The sequence below is a fragment of the Helicobacter pylori genome, assembly GCA_008032955.1.
GTDB lineage: Bacteria > Campylobacterota > Campylobacteria > Campylobacterales > Helicobacteraceae > Helicobacter > Helicobacter pylori_DC.
The window spans coordinates 1616118-1632552 of the sequence record CP032046.1 but is presented as its reverse complement, the minus strand read 5'-3'; the positions used below and the strand labels follow the sequence as shown (position 1 = coordinate 1632552).

The window sequence follows — 16435 nt, the reverse complement described above, 5'->3', positions numbered from 1 at the left end:
AGTGAGGTAGGCGTATAACTCGGTGCGGATCTTGGAATATTGGACAATGTCTCTACTTAACATCACAAGCCTTTAAAAAAAATTTATGCGATGAATTGTAGCACTTGTTTTAAAGAATTATTTAAACCACCCCTTGCGTCAATGATAAAGGAGGGTTTTTTTCATAGAGGGCTTGGCGTTTTTCCAAAAAGCTCTTTGGCTTGAGTGAGATCATTCAAAAGGGGGCGTTTTTCCCTTTCTTTTGGTTCAAACGCTTAAATCAAGGTCCAAAATCAATCTTGAGGTAAAAGTTGTGCCTAAACCCTTAAAATTATCATGCATGATAATGCCCCCACCGGTAGAAATGATATGGGGGTTTTGAGCGTTTTTAATTCATCAATCAAATTTTTTTCAAACATCCTGAAATTGTCTTCGCCAGCTCTCAAAAATCCCTCTCACGCTCAAGCCCACCCTCTCGCTAATGATCATATCCGTATCCAACACTTCTAATTCAAAGCCAGCCCAATTCTTGCGCCAAAGAGCTTTTACCGCTCCCCATAAAACGATTAAGACTAAATGCTGCATGCTTTTATTTCAATTTTAATTCATACACCCCATTTTTCTTCCAAAAGATAGCGGTATTTCCCGTCTAAATGAGCGTGATGCGGTAATAATCTTGTGCGTGCCGACTTAATTGAGAAAAAACTTCTGGTTTAAATCCCTATTTTGATAAATATCCAAAGGGCCTTTTTGCGTGTCTAACACGATTCTATAAGGATTGACTAGCACAAAAGAGCGTAAAATTTTATAAGGGGAGCGCAAAATCATCATGTTGTTTGCCATTAAAAAATCAAAATCTTGGATCTGGTAGCGTTTTTCAAAGGCGTCTTGATCAAGAGGTGTTGGGAGAGCTTTAAGGGGTAGTGCCAATCAATGCTTTTATCAATGCCCACGACTTTAGAATGGATAGAGCCATCAATATCCTGGTAAGTGAGCGTGATTTTTTTTAAGATCCTGCGCTCGTGGGCAAATCCACATGGATTTCTTTAAAATAGCTATCATAGATCCCATTAAAGCCCCCTTGCAAATTCTTGGAATTAATTTCAGGCTCAAAAGGGTTGTCTCTAGCCAATAAAACGCTTAAAACCACCACCAAACCTATCATCTTTTTTAACACTACCATTTCCTTAAATCTAATCTCTAGGCCGTAATTCCTTCAACTCAAACAAACGCTTTTGCAAACGCACATTCTTGCTTTGCAATTCGGTGATTTCTTGTTGCAATCGTTCATGCTTGTCTCTTAAATCCAAATAAACCTCTAAAGAAGAACCCCCAAAAAGCAACTTCCCTAAATAATACCCAAACCCAAGCAGTAAAAGGAAAAAGACAATAAGGGAGCTATGGCTATAGAAAAAATCTCGTGCTTTGTTTTCTTTGATTTCATCGTTTTCAAAAAGGCCACTAGCCATGCTTAAACAACTCTTTACCGATATAAATCCCCCTTTTAATTCATGCTCAATCTCTAAAAGGCGGTTGTATTTGGCGATCCTTTCACTCCTTGCGGTGGATCCGGTTTTGATTTCTCCCGTATTGAGAGCGACTGCAAAATCAGCGATAAAGCTGTCCTCACTCTCCCCGCTTCTATGGCTCATCACGCATTGATAGGCATGGTGTTTGGCTAATCTTATGGTTTCCAAAGTCTCACTAATGGTGCCGATTTGATTGGGTTTGATTAAAATGGCGTTCGCAATGTTTTTTTCAATGCCTTTTTGTAAAATGCTTGCGTTCGTTACAAACAAATCATCGCCCACTAATTGGATTTGACGCGCTAATTCCTCGCTCAAAAACGCCCAACCCTCCCAATCGTCTTCGCTCAAACCATCTTCAATGGACACGATCGGGTATTTTGCCACCAACTCTTTATAATAAGCCACTAATTCATGCGAATCTAGAATCTTATTTTCACCCTTTAAATGGTAATTGAAATGTTCATCCACTAACTCACTGCTCGCTACATCTAAAGCGAGTGCGATTTCTTCGCCTAATTTATAGCCGGCTTTTTCAATGGCTTGAGAAATGATTTCAAGAGGTTCTACATTGTTGTTAAAATTAGGCGCAAAACCCCCCTCATCGCCCACGCTTGTGAGCTGATTCTTTTCATCTAAAAGTTTTTTAAGCGTGTGATAGACTTCTGCGCTCGCTCTTAAGGCTTCTTTAAAGCTTTCAAACCCTAAAGGCATGATCATGTATTCTTGAAAGTCTATGGAATTGTTCGCATGCGATCCGCCGTTAATGATATTGAGCATCGGCACCGGCAAAGTCAGAGCGTTAGCCCCCCCTAAATAGCGGTATAATGGCAGATTTAAGGCTTTCGCGCTAGCCCTTGCTAACGCCATAGAAACGCCCAAAACAGCGTTCGCCCCTAAATTAGCATAATTAGGCGTGCCGTCTAAAGCCCTTAACCTCTCATCTACAAAGGCTTGATTGATCGCTTCAAGCCCTATCAAATGGTGTTTGATCACGCTATTGACATTTTCGCATGCCCTTAAAACCCCTTTACCCAAAAAACGGGTTTTGTCATTATCCCTTAACTCTAACGCTTCTCTTTTACCGGTGCTCGCTCCGCTAGGCACAATCGCGCTCGCCTTAGTGTTATCGCTTAAAATCACGCTGGCTTGAATGGTAGGATTGCCCCTACTATCCATCACTTCTAAAGCATGAATATCTTTAATGGTTAGCATCAAAATCCTTTTATTCCATTTCTTCTAAAGGCTCATCGGGTAAGGGCATGATCTCTTCATTAGAGCCAATACTCTCTTTAATCTTAAGAGTGATTTCATCCGCTAGGGCTTTATCTTCTTTCAGTAAGGCTTTAGCGTTTTCTCTGCCTTGCCCTAGCTTTTTATCCTGGTAACTAAGCCATGCCCCACTCTTATCCACAATGTCTAATTTCACGCCATAGTCAATGATTTCGCCCTCTTTAGAAATCCCCTCCCCAAACATGATGTCAAATTCCGCTTCTCTAAAAGGCGGAGCGACTTTATTTTTAACCACTTTGGCTTTAGCCCTATTACCGATATGCTGTTCGTTTTGTTTTAAAGCCGCAATCCTTCTAATATCAATCCTAACGCTCGCATAGAATTTTAAGGCATTACCCCCGGTTGTGGTCTCTGGACTCCCATAGCCCGTCATGCCGATCTTCATTCTTATTTGATTGATAAAGATTAAAGTAGTGTTCATCTTGTGCAAAACACCGGTGATTTTCCTTAACGCATGGCTCATAAGCCTTGCTTGCAAGCCCACATGCTGATCGCCCATATCCCCATCAATCTCCGCTTTAGGCGTAAGAGCCGCCACCGAATCCACCACCACTAAATCAATCCCTCCGCTTCTGGTGATCGTTTCTAAAATCTCTAAGGCTTCTTCTCCTGTGCTTGGTTGAGAAACGAGTAGATTTTCTGTATCCACGCCCAATCTCTTGGCATAATACACGTCTAGGGCATGTTCAGCGTCAATGAACGCGCACACGCCCCCATTTTTTTGGCATTCTGCAATAATGTGCAAGCTTAGAGTGGTTTTCCCGCTTGACTCTGGCCCATAAATTTCAATGATCCTACCCTTTGGAACGCCCCCAATCCCTAAAGCTAAATCCAATCCTAACGAGCCTGTAGAAATAGCGTCAATCTTTTCTACTTGCTTATCCCCAAGGCGCACCAACGCCCCCTTACCAAAAACCTTATCAATTTGTTTGATCGCTAAAGAAATCGCTTTTTGTTTGTCTTCATCTATTGCCATTAAATTACCTTATTGAATTTGATTTGTTTATTCTATCAAATCCTAGCCTAAAATCTATTATAATAAAAGGACTTACCCTATCACAAAAGGATTTTACTTTGATTAGTGTCGCTCATAGCCCTGATGCTGATGATATTTTCATGTATTATGCGATTAAGTTTGGCTGGATAGATTGCCCCATTAAGAATAAAACATTCAAAAACATTGCCCTTGATATTGAAACCCTAAACCAAGAAGCCCTAAAAAACACTTATGATGTGAGTGCGATAAGCTTTGGGCTATACCCTAAAATTGCGAACGATTACGCCTTACTCCCCACGGCAACGAGCTTTGGGAATGGCTATGGGCCTAAATTAGTGAAAAAAAAGGGCGTGAAATTGAAAAAAGATTTTAAAGTCGCATTAAGTGGGGAGCATACCACCAACGCCCTCTTGTTTAAGATCTATTACAAACATGCGCGCATCGCTTACATGAATTTTTTAGACATTGAAAAAGCGGTTTTGGAAGGAAAAGTGCATGCGGGCGTATTAATCCATGAAAATATCTTGGATTTCCATAGTGAATTAGAAGTGGAAAAAGAATTGTGGGATGTTTGGAAAGAACTCATTAAAGTGGATTTACCCTTGCCTTTAGGGGGCATGGCGATTAGGCGCTCTATCCCCTTGTATCGCGCGATTTTGATTAAAAAGGCTTTGATTAAAGCGGTTGAAGTCGCGCTAAAACACCAAAATCTGCTCTCTAACATGCTCTTAGAGCGCTCGCTCATTCGTGTCAATAAAGAGTGCTTGCAAACTTATTTAAGCTTGTATGCGAATGAAACTTCAACGCGCTTAAGCAAGATTCAGATTCTCGCCATAGACAAGCTTTTTGAATTAGGCTATCAGCATGGGTTTTATGCCAGTTTGTTAAAGGCTAAAGATTGCTTACTCACTGATGAGTATTTGCAATACCGCTTTTCTTAATCCAATTCTAATTTATGTGCAAGCAAGTAACGACTCATCGCATACAATAAAAGGATTTTTAAAAAATCCACCCCCCATAAAAGGTAGTATTGTTTTTCTTGTAATTCTTGTTGTTGCAAGAAATAATAAAACCCCTCATTGATGCTTAAACTAGAACTCATTAAGGGCAGTAACGAATTAAACGCTAATTCCAAAACAACCCCCACAAGAATGAACAACAGCCCCCCTAGTAAAAAACGCGCTTTTTTGATCCTAGCAGCGTTTAAAACGCTCAAAACAAATAAAAATTTCATTAAAACAAGCCCTAAAAACAGCGCGATACCTAGGGTTTTAGTGGGTTTTAACACAAAGGTTTTTAAAGCGGTGTGCAAGATAAACAGCACGCTGGATTGCGCGTTAAAAAGATAATAGCCCAAACGCACGCTCGCCACAAACCAGAACAAACTGAAGATAAAAAACACCATAGGGAGCAAGATTTTAGGGAGCAATAAAGACTCTAAACTAACGGGTAAAGAAAAGCTTAAAACCCCCCTTTTAGAAAAAAGCGCATTGAGATTTTTGATCGCTCCCACACTGATTGCAATCAGTAAAAACGCCCCCAAGACAAAAAAGAGCGTGTAGCTTAGGGTGAGCATGGTCGTTTCTTCAGCACCTTGAGAGGAAAAACAAACCGCTAAAATAGTGAGCGTTATTAAAAAATTCCCCACAACAACATTCCCTAATTGCCCCAAAGCATCATGTTTAAAAACTTTTAAAAAACCCATAGCCTTATTATACCCGTTTGGATAGAAAATTCAGGCTTTTTATCATCAAGTGCCAATAAAAACGCTAAAGGCATTTTTTAAACGCGCTGCTTGAAAAAAGCCAGTTGCTCCAAAATCAATTCTTCTTTATTTTTAAAAACAAATTTAAAAAGGATCTTATAACGCCCCATTTTATCGCTCTCTAACAAATCAAATTTTAAAGGCTCGCATGCGCTTCTACAATCAAGCGTCCCCAATAATCTGGGCTGTGATGGGCTGGGATAAAACGCTAAATACACTTGAATATTTGGCGGATCTAAAGCGGGTTTGAGCGGTTGCAATTGCACATAAAGCGTGTTGGATTTTTCCAAAATCAAAGCGTTGTTTAAAAGGGTTTCTTGGAGTTTTTTATCCCCATGCGTGCCTTTAGAAAAATAGGGCAAAATGGGGGTTTTAGGGCTTTTAGTAAGGGGTTTTAAACCCACTAAAAAACGATAATTAGACTTAAAATTTTCATAAGTTTTAAGCATAGCGTTAAAGTTTAAATCCACTTCGTTATGCCCTTTGAAATACACTAAATCGTTTTTAGGCGAATTTTTTAGGGCAAACACCACCAAAAACACCACGATCCCAAGCCCAAGAATGAGCACGCTCATGATCCCTAAAGGCCAAAAGTTTTTTTCTTTCATTGATTTCTCTCTTAAGATTTTTTAAAAAAATAAAGCCCCAAAAACGCACCTAAAAGCGTCAATAATAAAATATAAACAACCACCTTTACAAAAGTTACTCCCTTAGGAGCGTTAAAATTCTGCGCGATATTCACACGATATTTTTGCGCTAAAGCATCTACTGCGACCGAATAGCCGTTAATGAGCATGGCTGAAATCCTTTGAGGCGTGTATTCTTTAGCGTTTGTAGGGAGTAAGGGAGCGATTTTTTCAAAAAAGATTTTATCAGTATCCAACAAATCTTTAGGGTTAGCCACTAATTCTATTTTTTGAGCGTCATGGTAGAAAAAGAATACCACAAAAGGGGGTTTGAGCTGTTTTAAAAAGCCCTCTTGATAATTTTGGCGTTCATTTTTATCCGCCAAAGCGATAGGATTTTTTTCAAAATCCGTCATGTCAATCGCAAAACGTACGCCTGTTTTAAGATAAAGCTCTTTAGAAACACCCTCCACAAACGCAACGCTTTTTTTTACCAAACGCCCTTTAGAATTATTCAAAACATAATCACTAGCCCCCAAACAACAAACAAAGGCTATTACAAGCCATAAGATCCTCATGTGCTAAACAAAAACAAGTTAGGCACAAAAGAAATAACAATCGTCATTAAAATGGTCGCTACTACCATTAAGGCTAAGATTTTTTCTAAAGTGGTGAATTTCATTTTTTACTCCCTTGATTGATCAATTCATAATTAGCCCGGTTTTGGGTGTTTTTTGTCTCTAAAGCGTTAATATCCTTATAGCGGTAATAATTGGTGGCTTGCTCTTTTTGGATATGGATCGCTTTGAGCGTAAAAAAAACGACCACACACAATAAAATAACCACAATCAGTAAATTCCCTGCTAATCCGTTTAAAAATTTCATCTCTTTTCCTTTAATCTTCTAAGGGTTTTAGCGATTGGATAAATTCGGCCAACGCTTTAACTTGCAAATCGCTAAAGTTTTTATACTTGAATGATGGCATATGCCCTATATTGCCCTTTTTGCCATGCGTTAAGATATTTCTTAAAAAATTCTCTGTGCCGTAAGTGGTCAAATCGGCCGCAAACACTTGATTTTCTTGCAAGCCCTTACCATCATTGCCATGACAACCTGTGCAGCCCATGCTTTCAAACAATTCCTTGCCTTTATCAATGAGTTGAGGGTTTTTGGTTTTTTTAACGCTAGAAATTTCTGCCATCACATAGCTCGCAATCGCTTTAGCGTCTTTTTCGTCCAATTCCATAGCGGGCATTTCCCCAGCGAGATAATCCATGCCTTTAGAGCCATGCTTAATGGTGTCCATAATGCCCTCTTCTTTACCCCAATGCACCAGATTTTGAGCGCTCCCATGCAAGCCTTCAGCGGTGATGCCATGGCATTGCGAACAATGGACTAAAAAGATGCCTTGCCCCATATCCACCAATTCCTTTTGACCCAAATGCTTCCATTTGGCTTCAAATTTTTGGTTGTGCACTTTAACCTCTTCATTGTATTGCCCGATTTGAGAAAAGCTGTTCAGCGGATACCCAAAGAAAAAATACCAAAAAGCCCACACAATCGTGCACATAAAGCTTGCGATCCAGCCTACTGGCACATTATTGGCAAACTCCCCTATCCCATCAATCAAATGCCCATTTTCTACAAGCTCACCCTGAGATTTGCTGTCGCGCATTTCTTTAATGAGCGAACTGGATTCATAGATGGTTAAAACTAAAATCACAAGCGCTGCAATCAAGCCAAAAACATTTATATGGTCGTTTAAAAAATCCATTTCAACTTTCCTTTATGCCCTTATCATGAACTTTTTTATGGCGTGGTTCAATCAACTCATCTTCTAAAGCATCATTTAACGCTAAATACCCGTATCGCTCATAATCCACGACACCCTTTTTTTGCTTTCTATACATGCTAAAAATATAGGCATACAAAAAGAGCGTAAAAAGAATGGTAAAAAACGCATACGCAAAACCTCTCAAACTTTCTAAATCCATCATTCACCCCTTATTTAGCGTTTTGATTAGCGTTGATCCTGGAATTACCCAAGCTATTCAAATAAGCGATCAAAGCCACAATTTCTAACACTTCACCTCTCTCAATCGCTTCTAGCACCCTCTTGTCTTTCATATCGGCTGTGATTTTTTTAGCTTCTTCTAAATAGGCTTTTTTCGCTTCTTCCACGCTCCCTAATTTCACGCCGTTTTCGGTGTCATAAGGCACGCCAAAAACCTTTTTTTGCGTCAAAGCTTCTGCATAAGCGGTGTCAAAGTCGCTCTTTTTTATGAATAAATGCTTATAGGCGGGCATGATGCTGTGCGGCACAACGCTTTTGGGATCAAACATGTGTTTTTCATGCCAATCGGTTGTGCGATAATCCCCCACCCTGTGCAAATCAGGGCCAATCCTTTTAGATCCCCATAAAAATGGCCTGTCATACGCATATTCCCCGCTCAAACTATACGCGCCGTATCGATCCACCTCAGCTTGGAAAGGGCGGATGAGTTGGGAATGGCAATGATAGCAACCTTCTTGGATATAAATTTGTCTCCCCGCTGTTTCTAAAACCGTATAAGGCCGTAAGCCTTCAATGGGGCGAGCGGATTTAAAGAAGTTAGGCAAAATCTCCACCAAGCCTGCGATCGCAAACACAAAAATAAACGCAAGAGTGAAAAAGAACGGGTTTTTTTCCAAAAAACTAAACATTTCCAACCTCCCCTATCTAGACATAGGCGTGGCGTAATTGGGCTCACGCTCTAATTTTTTGCCTGCTGTGATTGTCATAAAAATATTGTAGGCAAAGATAATAAATCCGGTAAAATACATAAGACCCCCAACGCCTCTAATATTGTAATAAGGGATTAGCACCTTAACCGTATCAATGAACTGGTAAGTGAGATTCCCATACTGATCCACATCCCTCCACATCATCCCTTGCGTGATCCCTGCAATCCACATGGACGAAAAGTAAAGCACAATCCCTAAAGTCATGATCCAAAATTGGAAATCCACAAGCCTGCCTGAATAAATCTCTCTTCTAAAAAGCCTAGGCGTCATGTGATACATGCTCGCAATCAAAGTGAAGCCTACCCACCCAAGCACGCCGTCATGCACATGCCCTATAATCCAATCGGTAAAATGCGCTAAGGCGTTCACGCTCTTAATGGCTTGAATGGATCCTTCTAGCGTGGAAAGCATGTAGAAAGTTGAAGCCAAAACTAAGAATTTAATCAAAGGGCTTTCTTTGAGCTGGTGCCACTGGCCTCGCATCGTTAAAAGCATGTTAATGGCTGTCCCCCACGAAGGCAAGATCAACACCACTGAAAACACGCTAGAAAGGGTTTGCACCCAATCAGGCACGGTGGAATAAATCAAATGGTGCCCGCCTGCCCAAATATAAACAAACATCAAGCTCCAAAAAGAAAACAAAGTGAGTTTGTAAGAAAAGATAGGCTGGCCGCTCTCTTTAGGCAAGAAATAATAAATCGTGCCAATCACCCCACTCGTAAAGACAAAAGCGACCGCATTATGCCCCCACCACCATTGAATGAGCGCATCATTACTGCCTGAATACATAGAAATAGAATGCCAAACACTCCCCATATCAGCGACAAAATAGGTGGGGACAGAAAGGTTATTGAAGAGATACATCACCGCTATACCCACATAAGTAGCGATGTAATACCATAAAGACACATAAATGGTATTTTCTCTCCTAACGCTCATGCTCCCAAACATATTAACCCCCCATAGCACCCATGCCACAACCACAATAATATCTAAAGGCCACATCAATTCAGCGTATTCTTTAGATTGAGTAAGACCAGCAAACAAGCTAATAACCCCTAGAATTAAAAGAAGAATCCAGAGCCAAAAATGCAATAACCCTACAATTTTCAAAAAGGGGTGTTGGTGATAAGTGATTTTAAGCACCCTTTGACCGATATAATACCAACTCGCCCAAATCCCCCCAAGGGTGAAACCATAGATCACCGCATTCGTGTGTAAAGGGCGCAAGCGGCCAAAAACGCCATACTCCCCTGCAATGTAATTCAAGTTAGGGAAAGACAATTCAAAGGCTAACACAATCCCTATTAACATGCCTATTATCCCAAAGCCAACCATCGCATAAAGAAACAATTTGCTAATGGAATAATCATAACTCAAAGGCACATTTTCTTGCATGCAATACTCCTATTTGTAGTAAATTCAACAAAGATAAACACAATTATAAAATTTTATCTTTTTCAAAAAGCTTAATTTTTAATCTTTTTCTGTAACATTGTAATAACTCAATCCCATTTGAATGATATTTTTAAGCCAAATTATTACTATCTTTGGCTAAAGGCTACATATGATTAAACAAATCCTCATCATTCTTACCCCTTTTTTTGTCGCAACGCTATTGTATTTTTTAGGCGCACCAGATGGGTTAAGCCCTAACGCATGGCTTTATTTTTGTATTTTCATAGGCATGATTATAGGGCTAATTTTAGAGCCGGTGCCACCAGGTTTAGTGGCATTGAGCGCGTTAGTGTTGTGCGTGGCGTTAAAAATTGGAGCGAGTGATGAAGTAGCGAGCGCTAATAAGGCTATTTCATGGGGTTTGAGCGGGTATGCGAATAAAACGGTGTGGCTTGTGTTTGTCGCTTTTATTTTGGGTTTAGGGTATGAAAAAAGCTTGTTAGGGAAACGGATCGCTCTTTTACTCATTAGGTTTTTAGGGCAAACCCCTTTAGGTTTAGGCTATGCGATTGGTTTGAGCGAATTGTGTCTGGCCCCCTTTATCCCTAGCAACTCCGCTAGAAGTGGAGGCATACTCTATCCAATCGTTTCATCTATCCCGCCTTTAATGGGATCTGCTCCAAATGATAACCCTGACAAAATCGGTGCGTATTTGATGTGGGTCGCTTTGGCTTCAACTTGCATCACTTCGTCCATGTTTTTAACCGCGCTCGCTCCTAACCCCCTAGCAATGGAAATCGCTACCAAAATGGGCGTGAATGAAATCTCATGGTTTTCGTGGTTTTTAGCGTTCTTGCCTTGTGGGGTGGTTTTGATCTTGCTTGCGCCTTTATTAGCGTATAAAACCTGCAAACCCACCTTAAAAGGCTCAAAAGAAGTGATCTTGTGGGCTAAAAAAGAATTAGAGGGCATGGGGAGGTTTTCTTTAAAAGAAATTTTAATGCTCAGTCTCACTTTACTAGCTTTATTGGGTTGGATTTTTAGCAAACCTTTAGGCTTGCATGCGAGCACGACGGCTTTGATTGTCATGGTTTTAATGGCGTTTTGTAAGATTGTAAGCTATGAAGACATCATCAAAAACAAGAGCGCGTTCAACATTTTTTATTGCTTGGATCGCTGCTCACAATGGCTGGCGGGCTTAAAAATGTAGGGTTTTTAAATTTTATCGGCAATGCGGCTAAAAATTTTTTAGAGCATGCCAACTTGGATCCGTTAATAGCGGTCTTGTTTATTATAGCCCTCTTTTATCTGTTGCATTATTTTTTCGCTAGCATCACCGCTCATGTGAGTGCGTTATTTGCGCTTTTTGTGGGGATTGGTTCGCACATTCAAGGGGTCAATTTGCAAGAATTGAGCTTGTTTTTAATGCTTTCTTTAGGGATTATGGGGATTTTAACCCCCTATGGCACAGGCCCATCCACCATTTATTACGGGAGCGGGTATATTTCAAGCAAGGATTTTTGGAAATGGGGGTTTATTTTTGGCGTGGTGTATTTGATCGTGTTTTTAAGCGTGTGCGTGCCTTGGGTCAAATTCATCGCTTATAGGTGGTTGTAGCTGGAAACTTTACACAACGCCCTTTTAAAATGGTATGAAGAATTTGGGCGAAAGGATTTACCTTTTAGGAATTTAAAGGGCATTAACGCCCCTTATGAAGTCTATATCAGTGAAGTGATGAGCCAACAAACCCAAATCAACACGGTAATTGAGCGTTTTTATTCCCCCTTTTTAGAAGCTTTCCCCACTTTAAAAGACTTAGCGAGCGCTCAATTAGAAGAGGTTTTATTGCTCTGGAGAGGGCTTGGCTATTATTCAAGGGCTAAAAATTTAAAAAAAAGCGCTGAAATTTGCGTTAAAGAACACAACTCACAATTACCCAATGACTATCAAAGCCTATTAAAACTCCCCGGGATTGGCGCATACACGGCTAATGCGATTTTATGTTTTGGTTTTAGAGAAAAGAGTGCATGCGTGGATGCCAATATCAAACGAGTGCTTTTAAGGCTTTTTGGTTTGGATCCTAATATCACGGCTAAAGATCTGCAAATTAAAGCGAATGACTTTCTCAATCTTAATGAAAGCTTTAATCATAACCAAGCCCTAATTGATCTAGGGGCTTTAATCTGCTCCCCTAAACCCAAATGCACGATTTGCCCTTTAAACCCTTATTGTTTGGGTAAAAACCACCCAGAAAAACACACGCTTAAGAAAAAACAAGAAATCATTCAAGAAGAGCGTTACTTGGGCGTTGTGATCCAAAATAACCAAATCGCTTTAGAAAAAATAGAGCAAAAACTCTATTTTGGGATGCACCATTTCCCCAATCTCAAAGAAAACCTAGAATACAAACTCCCCTTTTTAGGGGCGATCAAACACAGCCACACTAAATTCAAGCTCAATTTAAACCTCTATTTAGCTGCGATAAAAGATTTAAAAAACCCTATTCGTTTTTATAGCCTTAAAGACTTAGAAACCTTACCCATAAGCTCTATGACGCTTAAAATTTTGAATTTTTTAAAACAAAAAAATTTATTTGGGGGTTAAACCCTGCCAAATCTAAAATGGCTCTACTTTATCGCAGGCACCACTTCAGGGATCAAATACGCAATCGCGCTAATCACAACTCCCATGATCGCTACAAAAATAAGGGAGTATTTGACCGTGAATTTGAATAAATCGCTCTCTTTCCCAGCCAATCCCACTGCCGCGCAAGCGATAGCAATGCTTTGAGGGCTTATCATCTTGCCTAAAGTGCCACCCACGGTATTAGCCGTTAGGGTTAAAATCTCAGGGAGATGCAATCGTTGGGCGGTGAGTTGCTGTAAAGAGCCAAATAAAAGATTAGAACTCGTATCGCTCCCGGTTAAAAACACGCCCACCCACCCGATCAAGGGCGAGAAAAAGGTGAAAGCTAATCCCGTATGGGTGAGCGCTAAGGCTAGAGTGGAAGAAATCCCGCTGTAATTAGACACATAGGCAAAGCTTAAGACTAAACCAATGGTAAGAATGGGGTAGCGCATTTCTTTTAGAGTCTCGCCAAAGACGCCCAGCGCATCGCTCACTCGCACCCTTAAAACGAGCATGCTAATGAGAGCGGCTAAAAAAATGGAAGTGCCAACCGTGTTGATTAAGAAAAATTTAAACACCACCGGAAAACTCGCGCTTTGATCGGATTCTACAAAAGGCGGGCTTTTAAAGATGTGGTTACTGATATTATTGAATTCAAAATAAAAATTAGAAAAAGCTAACAAGCCGTCTTTTTCAAATAAAGCTTTAAAAAAAGGCTGTATCCATAACACAATCACTAAAACCAAAATCACAAAAGGGGACCAAGCGACATAAACCTTACAGATATGATGGTTACTATTAGTGAATGAAGCCGCTTTGCCATCGCTTCTAAAAATCACTTTAGGCTGCCAAAATTTCAAAAAGAGCGCTGTTGCAACGAGTGAAACAAGGGCTGAAATAATACCAGGCAATTCTGGCCCTAAATAATTAGAGCTTAAAAATTGCGTGCCAGCGAAAGAAAAAGCCGCGATAAAAACAGCCGGAAAAGTTTCTTTAATCCCTTTAAAGCCATCCATCAAAAACACAATGAAAAACGGCACTAACAAGCTCACAAAAAAGAGGATTTTACCCGTCATGGCTGAAATTAAAATCGCTGGCACCCCTACCGCGCTCGCCATAGCACTTATAGGGATACCCACTGCGCCAAAAGCCACAGGAGCGGTATTAGCGATCAAACATAACCCGGCAGAATATAAAGGGCTTAACCCCAACCCCACTAAAATCGCTGCGGTAATGGCAATAGGCCCTCCAAACCCGATCGCTCCTTCTAAAAACGAGCCAAAACAAAAGCCAATCAAGATCACTAAAATCCTGTGATCTAAAGTGATGGACTGGACGCTTTCTTTTAAAATTTCAAAATAGCCGGATTTAACGCTGAGTTTGTATAAAAAAATCGCCGCAATAATAATCCATGCGATCGGCCATAAGCCATAGAGGAAGCCATAAAGAAAGCTTGAACCCACCATGCTAACAGGCATTTTATACACTAAAACCGCAATAACGGCTGACAGAACCACGCTCAAAAAGGCCGCCGCATAACCTTTGAGTTTAAAAACCATTAAAGATAAGAAAAATAGCAAAATCGGCAATAAGGCCACAAGAGCGCTCAGCCAAATATTACCCAAAGGGTCATAAATTTGATGAAATTCTGACACTAAAAATCCCTTTAAAAAATATTCTCTTACTCCCCTAAACCCCCTCCATTAAGTAGGAGTAACCGGGATAATAAAGGGGAAGACATAAGCAATAAGAGTGAAAATAATCCCCATAATGATCGCCAAAGCGATAGAGTATTTTACTGTAAATCTGAACAATTCGCTCTCTTTCCCCACTAACCCCACCGCCGCGCAAGCGATAGCGATGCTTTGAGGGCTTATCATTTTACCCACAACACCCCCTGAAGTGTTTGCCGCTAAAAAAAGCACTTCAGGCAAGCCAAGCTGTGTAGCGATGAGCATTTGCAAAGAGCCAAATAAAAGATTAGAACTCGTATCGCTTCCGGTTAAAAACACCCCAAGCCAGCCTACAACAGGCGAAAAGAAAGTGAAAACATGCCCAGTATCCGCTAACGCTAAAGCGAGCGTGGCGCTCATGCCGCTATAATTAGCCACATATGCAAACGCTAAAACCACGCCAATGGTTAAAATCGGCAAACGCATTTCTTTTAAAGTAGCCCCAAACACCCCTATCGCATCGCTGATTTTCACGCGCAACAAAAACACGCTTAAAAGAGCGGCTAAAAAAATGGAAGTGCCTGTCGTTAGGATTAGAGGGAATTTGAACACGACAGGAAAATTGGTCGCTTCAGTAACAATGGGAACGGTTTTAAAAATCTTTTGACTGATAGAATTGAATTCAAACGCAAAGCTAGAAAACGCCAAAGCCCCGCCTTCTTTAAAGAGCGCTTTAAACCAGGGTTGCGTCCATATGATAATTGTAATAGTGAGCAACACAAAAGGCATCCACGCCACAACCACCTTACAAATATGGTGTTTTTTTGTGCTGATTATAGGCTCTTTGCCATTGCTGGTGAAAATGTGCTTGGGTTGCCAGAATTTTAAAAACAAAGTGGTAGCGATCAATGACACTAAAGCTGAAATAATATCCGGAAGTTGCGGCCCTAGATAATTAGAGCTTAAAAATTGTGCGATAGCGAAACTAAACCCGGTAACAGCCACTGCGGGAAAAGTTTCTCTAATCCCTTTAAAACCATCCATTAAAAACACGATGAAAAAAGGGATACCAATGGAAAAAATGGGTAACACTCTGCCCACCATTTGAGAAATCTCTAATTCAGGGATACCCACCACGCTAGCCATTGCCGTAATAGGAATACCCACCGCGCCAAAAGCTACAGGAGCGGTGTTAGCGATCAGGCACAATCCGGCAGCGTATAAGGGGTTTAGCCCAAGACCGACTAAAATCGCCGCTGTGATCGCTACTGGGCCTCCAAAGCCGATCGCTCCTTCTAAAAACGAGCCAAAACAAAAGCCAATCAAAATCACCAAAATCCGGTGATCCGGCGTTAGGGTTAAAATGCTTTCTTTTAAAATCTCAAAATACCCGGATTTCACTGAAAGGTTGTAAAGAAAAATCGCAGCGATCACAATCCAAGCGATCGGCCACAAGCCATAAAGAAAGCCATAGAAAAAACTCGCGCTCACCATTTGAGCAGGCATTTTATACACAAATAACGCAATAATGATTGAAAGCACTAAGCTTAAAAACCCAGCGCTATACCCCTTAAGTTTAAAGACAATAAGAGAAATAAAAAAGAGCGCAATAGGCGATAGCGCCACTAAAGCACTCAGCCAAATATTGCCTAATGGGTCATAGACTTGATAAAATTCCATAAATTTTCCTTGAATAATTAAAAGTATTTTTTTAATCTTACTTAAAAGAAAAAACTAATTTTAAGTAGCATTTAATATTAAGTCAA

At 40.4% G+C, this 16435-nt stretch carries 14 protein-coding genes and 4 pseudogenes; 3 read left to right on the top strand and 15 right to left on the bottom strand.

Features of this window, described 5'->3' with window-relative positions:
- Window positions 1-83: 83 nt before the first annotated feature.
- The 5 genes and pseudogenes from D2C72_08005 to D2C72_07985 all read right to left on the bottom strand — a co-directional run bounded on the left by D2C72_08005 (window position 84) and on the right by D2C72_07985 (window position 3774).
- Window positions 84-538 (bottom strand): annotated as a pseudogene (locus D2C72_08005) (shikimate kinase).
- 30 nt (window positions 539-568) lie between these two features.
- Window positions 569-1162 (bottom strand): annotated as a pseudogene (locus tag D2C72_08000) (AMIN domain-containing protein).
- 10 nt (window positions 1163-1172) lie between these two features.
- Complete coding sequence (locus tag D2C72_07995) at window positions 1173-1448, bottom strand: hypothetical protein (GenBank protein QEF44139.1); 276 nt, start codon at window positions 1446-1448, stop codon at window positions 1173-1175.
- Window positions 1441-2720, bottom strand: a pseudogene (gene eno / locus D2C72_07990) (phosphopyruvate hydratase). Before eno ends, D2C72_07995 begins: the two are co-directional and overlap by 8 nt.
- 10 nt (window positions 2721-2730) lie before the next feature.
- Window positions 2731-3774, bottom strand: coding sequence for a DNA recombination/repair protein RecA (locus tag D2C72_07985; protein ID QEF44138.1), 1044 nt, complete (start codon window positions 3772-3774; stop codon window positions 2731-2733).
- A gap of 98 nt (window positions 3775-3872) precedes the next feature.
- Here D2C72_07985 and D2C72_07980 point away from each other — a divergent pair, with 98 nt between their 5' ends.
- Complete coding sequence (locus D2C72_07980) at window positions 3873-4736, top strand: succinate--CoA ligase (protein ID QEF44137.1); 864 nt, start codon at window positions 3873-3875, stop codon at window positions 4734-4736.
- On the opposite strand, the gene D2C72_07975 is transcribed toward D2C72_07980, so the two are convergent.
- The 8 genes from D2C72_07975 to ccoN form a co-directional block, all read right to left on the bottom strand.
- Window positions 4733-5500, bottom strand: a complete 768-nt coding sequence (locus D2C72_07975) for a hypothetical protein (protein QEF44136.1) — start codon at window positions 5498-5500, stop codon at window positions 4733-4735. The genes D2C72_07980 and D2C72_07975 overlap by 4 nt on opposite strands.
- A 77-nt stretch (window positions 5501-5577) precedes the next feature.
- The gene (locus D2C72_07970) at window positions 5578-6168 is read right to left on the bottom strand and encodes a hypothetical protein (GenBank protein QEF44135.1); all 591 of its coding nucleotides are present in this window, start codon (window positions 6166-6168) and stop codon (window positions 5578-5580) included.
- Between the two features lie 11 nt (window positions 6169-6179).
- On the bottom strand, window positions 6180-6764 hold the full coding sequence (locus tag D2C72_07965; GenBank protein QEF44134.1) for a hypothetical protein: 585 nt from the start codon (window positions 6762-6764) through the stop codon (window positions 6180-6182).
- A 100-nt stretch (window positions 6765-6864) separates the two neighbouring features.
- Window positions 6865-7071, bottom strand: coding sequence for a DUF4006 family protein (locus D2C72_07960; GenBank protein ID QEF44133.1), 207 nt, complete (start codon window positions 7069-7071; stop codon window positions 6865-6867).
- 10 nt (window positions 7072-7081) lie between these two features.
- Window positions 7082-7960, bottom strand: coding sequence for a cytochrome-c oxidase, cbb3-type subunit III (gene ccoP, locus D2C72_07955; GenBank protein QEF44132.1), 879 nt, complete (start codon window positions 7958-7960; stop codon window positions 7082-7084).
- 1 nt (window position 7961) lies between these two features.
- Window positions 7962-8183 (bottom strand): cytochrome c oxidase, cbb3-type, CcoQ subunit, encoded by a 222-nt coding sequence (locus D2C72_07950; GenBank protein QEF44131.1) that lies wholly within the window; start codon window positions 8181-8183, stop codon window positions 7962-7964.
- 7 nt (window positions 8184-8190) lie between these two features.
- The gene (gene ccoO / locus D2C72_07945; protein ID QEF44130.1) at window positions 8191-8889 is read right to left on the bottom strand and encodes a cytochrome-c oxidase, cbb3-type subunit II; all 699 of its coding nucleotides are present in this window, start codon (window positions 8887-8889) and stop codon (window positions 8191-8193) included.
- A 12-nt stretch (window positions 8890-8901) separates the two neighbouring features.
- Window positions 8902-10368 (bottom strand): cytochrome-c oxidase, cbb3-type subunit I, encoded by a 1467-nt coding sequence (ccoN, locus tag D2C72_07940; GenBank protein QEF44129.1) that lies wholly within the window; start codon window positions 10366-10368, stop codon window positions 8902-8904.
- Between the two features lie 169 nt (window positions 10369-10537).
- Here ccoN and D2C72_07935 point away from each other — a divergent pair.
- A pseudogene (locus D2C72_07935) lies at window positions 10538-11985 on the top strand (DASS family sodium-coupled anion symporter).
- On the top strand, window positions 11986-12972 hold the full coding sequence (locus tag D2C72_07930; protein QEF44128.1) for an adenine-specific DNA glycosylase: 987 nt from the start codon (window positions 11986-11988) through the stop codon (window positions 12970-12972). It abuts the pseudogene before it with no gap.
- Between the two features lie 23 nt (window positions 12973-12995).
- Here D2C72_07930 and D2C72_07925 read toward each other — a convergent pair whose 3' ends face one another.
- Together D2C72_07925 and D2C72_07920 are read right to left on the bottom strand one after the other, a co-directional pair.
- Window positions 12996-14651 carry an L-lactate permease gene (locus tag D2C72_07925; GenBank protein ID QEF44127.1) on the bottom strand — a complete coding sequence of 552 codons (1656 nt, stop codon included), beginning with the start codon at window positions 14649-14651 and terminating at the stop codon, window positions 12996-12998.
- Between the two features lie 48 nt (window positions 14652-14699).
- On the bottom strand, window positions 14700-16349 hold the full coding sequence (locus tag D2C72_07920; protein QEF44126.1) for an L-lactate permease: 1650 nt from the start codon (window positions 16347-16349) through the stop codon (window positions 14700-14702).
- Between the last annotated feature and the right edge of the window lie 86 nt (window positions 16350-16435).